The following is a 4,405-nucleotide window of genomic DNA, read 5'->3' as shown; positions in this document are numbered from 1 at the left end:
GAAACCCCAACCCAAGTCATGGGAGTTGGAGGTGTTAATTACTGGAAAGACGGAAGAGAAACTTATGATAATGTTCATTTAGTTTATAGCTATCCAAATGGAGTTAAGGCAAATTTTACATACTTAACGAGTAATGCTAAAGATGGATATCAAATAAAGGTGATTGGAGATAAAGGCACTATAATCATCGACTTAAAAAACGCGTGGTTTTATCCTGAAGGTAATAAAAATAAAAGAGTACTGGGTGATGTAGATGGGGTAAGTGGTGCAACTGTGCAATGGGATAAAGAAAAAGGCTATAAAATAAATGTTGAGCATATAAATCCAAGTCAACAAGCACTGTTAGATTTTAGAGATTCTGTCCTAAATAATAAACAACCAGAATCTAACATTATTACAGGAGCAAAAACCGCAATCTGCGTTCAAATGGGACTTGATGCTATGTATAATAACGAAATTGTAAAATGGAATGCTTCAGTTTTAAAAGCCTAGTTTTTTGTTTTTAAGAAAGGACGATAAATCTCAATAATAAGTGTATTGTTGAGATTTTTTTAAGCTTTTAACTTCATAGATTTTGATGCCTTTATTTTCAAGATAGAACAAGATAGAACAGGATAGAAGCCAAATCATAAAAACTTAATTTTAAAAAAAATACAATAGTTAAATATTATCTAAATTACACGAACAATTAAGCCATTTATATATGTTTAAAAATAGTTATTTATTAGTGCTGTTAAGTGCATTATTCAGTTTCAATAATATTAATGCACAGCAAGATAATAATGGAGTAAAACCCAACATTATTTTTATACTCACCGACGACCAGCGTTTTGATGCTATCGGTTATGCAGGAAATAAATTTGTAGAAACTCCAGAAATGGATGATTTAGCAAAAAAAGGTACCTATTTTAATAAAGCAATTGTTACCACACCTATTTGTGCTGCAAGTAGAACAAGTATTTTAACAGGTCTATACGAAAGAGATCATAACTTTAACTTTCAAACAGGTAATGTAAGAGATGAGTATATGGATAATTCGTATCCAAGATTATTAAAAGATAATGGGTATTATACAGGTTTTTATGGTAAATATGGAACTAGATATAATGATTTAGATAAGCAGTTTAATGAGTATGAATCTTATGACAGAAATAACAGATTTAAAGATAGAAGAGGGTATTACTATAAAAAATTGGATGGTAAAACTGTACACTTAACAAGATATACAGGTCAAAAAGCATTAGATTTTATTGATAAAAATGCCGATAGCAACAAGCCTTTTTGTTTGTCTTTGAGTTTTAGTGCTCCGCACGCACATGATGGGGCTCCTAAACAATATTTTTGGCAAGAGCCATTAGATGCCATGTTAGAGAACACAACAATTCCAGATCCAGAATTAGGTGATGACAAATACTTTTTAGCACAACCAAAAATTGTAAGAGATGGTTTTAATAGACTACGTTGGACATGGAGATATGATAATCCAGAAAAATACCAACACAGTTTAAAAGGATATTACAGAATGATTTCTGGTATTGATTTAGAAATCAAAAAAATACGTGCAAAGCTTAAAGAAAAAGGTCAAGATAAAAACACCGTTATCATTGTAATGGGAGATAATGGATACTTTTTAGGAGAACGTCAAATGGCAGGAAAATGGCTAATGTATGACAATTCAATAAGAGTTCCTTTAATTGTTTTTGACCCAAGAGAAAATAATCATCAAGATGTTGATGATATGGTTTTAAATATTGATGTGCCGCAAACAATTATGGATTTAGCAGGTGTTAAAGCACCAGAATCTTGGCAAGGAAAAAGTTTAATGCCAATTGTAAAAAAAGAAAAAAAATCTATTGAAAGAGACACTGTTTTAATTGAACATATTTGGGATTTTAGTGAAATACCACCAAGTGAAGGTGTGCGTACTAAAGAATGGAAATACTTTAGATATGTAAATGATAAAACTATTGAAGAACTCTATAATTTAAAGAAAGACCCTCAAGAGATTAAAAACCTTGTGGGAAAAAGAAAATACAGAAAAATTCTAGCAAATTTAAGAGCTAAAACGGATGAACTAATCAAGAAAAATAGCAATCACTACAGAGCTGCTCCATCAGAATTAACAGTTGAGTTAATTAGAGAACCAAGTACAGAAGTAGAAATTTTTGATTTAAAACCAGAATTTGGTTGGACAGTTCCTTTAGGTGCAAAATTTCAAGGAGCTTATCAAATTTTAGTGGCATCAAACAAATCAAGTATAGATGCTAATAATGGTGATGTTTGGGATAGTGGAAGAGTTGCGTCATCAAAATCAACTGATGTAGAATTTGGAGGAAATGCCTTAGAAATTGATAAAACCTATTTCTGGAAAGTAAGAGTTTGGGACGAAGCTAACAGATTAGTAGATTATTCTGAACCTCAAAAATTTACTACAGGTAAAAGTGATAACTATATTATTTCCACAGAAAATAAATATCTAGTTGATAAGGTAAAACCTATTGTATTTGAAAACAGAGGCGACTTTTACTTTATGGATTTTGGTAAGGCAGCCTTTGCAACCATAGACTTTAATTATGAAGCTAGAGAACCGCACACATTAACAGTTAGAATTGGTGAAATGATAGATGATAATGGGAATGTTAATAGAACTGTACCAAGGAAAAGTAACATTCGTTACCAAGAAGTTAAAGTAGATGTAAAGCCAGGAAAGACAAAATATCAAATAGAAATTAATCCAGTTCCTGACAAACGTATGAAAGGCCCAAGTAAAGCTATTCCTTTGCCAGAGGGTTTTCCAGTACTACAGCCATTCAGATATGCAGAAGTTGAGGGCGCCAAAACAACTTTAAAAGCTGAAGATTTTGAACAACTAAGACATACAGGTTACTGGGATGATAATGCAAGTAATTTTAGTAGTAATAATGATATTTTAAACCAAGTTTGGGATTTTTCTAAATACTCTATTAAAGCAACAACGTTTAACGGATTGTATGTAGATGGAGATAGAGAGCGTATTCCTTATGAAGCAGATGCATATTTAAATCAGTTAAGTCATTATACTACAGATAGAGAGTTTGCAATTGCTAGACGTACCATAGAGTATTTTATGCAGCATCCGACATGGCCTACAGAGTGGCAACAGCACGTTGCGTTGTTAATCTATGCTGATTATATGTACACTGGAAATTCTGAATTGATAGAACGCTATTATGAAGCTTTAAAACACAAAACACTTTTTGAGTTATCTAATGAAGATGGTTTAATTACATCAACAAAAGTAACAGAAGAGTTTATGTATAAATTAGGTTTTAAGCCTGGTTATAAAAAACCATTAACGGATATTGTAGATTGGCCTTCAAAGAATTTTGCAGGAAGTAAAACTAAAGGAGAAAGAGATGGTTTTGTATTTAAACCTTATAGTACAGTTATCAATGCTTTCTTTTATGAGAATATGAAAATTATGGCTGAGTTTGCTAAATTATTAGGAAAAACAGAAGAAGCCTTAGATTTTGAATACAGAGCAGCCAAAGCTAAAAAAGCAGTAAATGAACAAATGTTCGATAAAAAACGAGGTGTTTATGTTGATGGAATTGGTACAGACCATGCATCTTTACACGCAAACATGATGCCTTTAGCATTTGGTTTAGTACCCGAAGAACATTTTGAATCTGTGGTAAACTATGTAAAATCTAGAGGAATGGCTTGTAGTGTTTATGGAGCTCAATTTTTAATGGATGGTTTATACAATGCAGGTGAAGAAGATTATGCATTAGAATTATTATCAAGCAAAGCAAAAAGAAGTTGGTATAATATGATTAGAGTAGGCTCTACAATTTCTTTAGAAGCTTGGGATTATGAATATAAAATAAACCTAGATTGGAATCACGCTTGGGGTGCTGCACCAGCAAATGTAATTCCTAGAGGTTTATGGGGTATAAAACCTAAAACACCAGGATTTGGTATTACAATAATTAAACCTCAAATGAGTACCTTAAAAAATAGTGAGATAGAAGTACCAACTGTTAGAGGAACTATAAAAGCAAAATATACCTATAATGGAAAAAGATTACAGACGTATGAAATTGAAATTCCAGGAAATATGGTTGCAGAGTTTTCTTTAAATGGTTCGGAAGGGAAAGAGTTTATCCATAATGGAAAAAGTGTTCCATCTGCATTTAAAATTGTAAGGTTAACGCCAGGGAAACATAACATACAACTGAAAATAAATTCTTTTTAAAAGAACTAAAAGATAGTTTTTTAAATGTAATGAACAGCTTTAAGATTCTAGAATCTTAAAGCTGTTTTTTGTTAAAAAAAAGTAAAATACCAATTGATTAATAAAACAATTGCTATTCAGTTTAAATGAAATTAGGGTAATGTACAGGATAGTAAAGAATCTATAGTA

2 protein-coding genes are annotated in these 4,405 nt (G+C 31.5%); both read left to right on the top strand.

All coding sequences use genetic code 11. The annotated features are described in order from the left end of the window. Window positions 1–492: Gfo/Idh/MocA family oxidoreductase (locus tag ACFDSN_RS11730; RefSeq protein WP_375240045.1), on the top strand; the 492-nt coding region annotated here is incomplete at its 5' end. A gap of 211 nt (window positions 493–703) precedes the next feature. Beyond that, a complete protein-coding gene (locus ACFDSN_RS11725) occupies window positions 704–4,237 on the top strand; it encodes a sulfatase-like hydrolase/transferase (RefSeq protein WP_375240044.1) in 3,534 nt (1,177 codons plus the stop codon). Window positions 4,238–4,405: the final 168 nt, after the last annotated feature.

Source organism: Aurantibacter sp. (assembly GCF_042094015.1).
Taxonomy (GTDB): domain Bacteria; phylum Bacteroidota; class Bacteroidia; order Flavobacteriales; family Flavobacteriaceae; genus Aurantibacter.
Note: the sequence above shows the minus strand (reverse complement) of the source record. Positions and strands in the feature narration are given on the sequence as shown.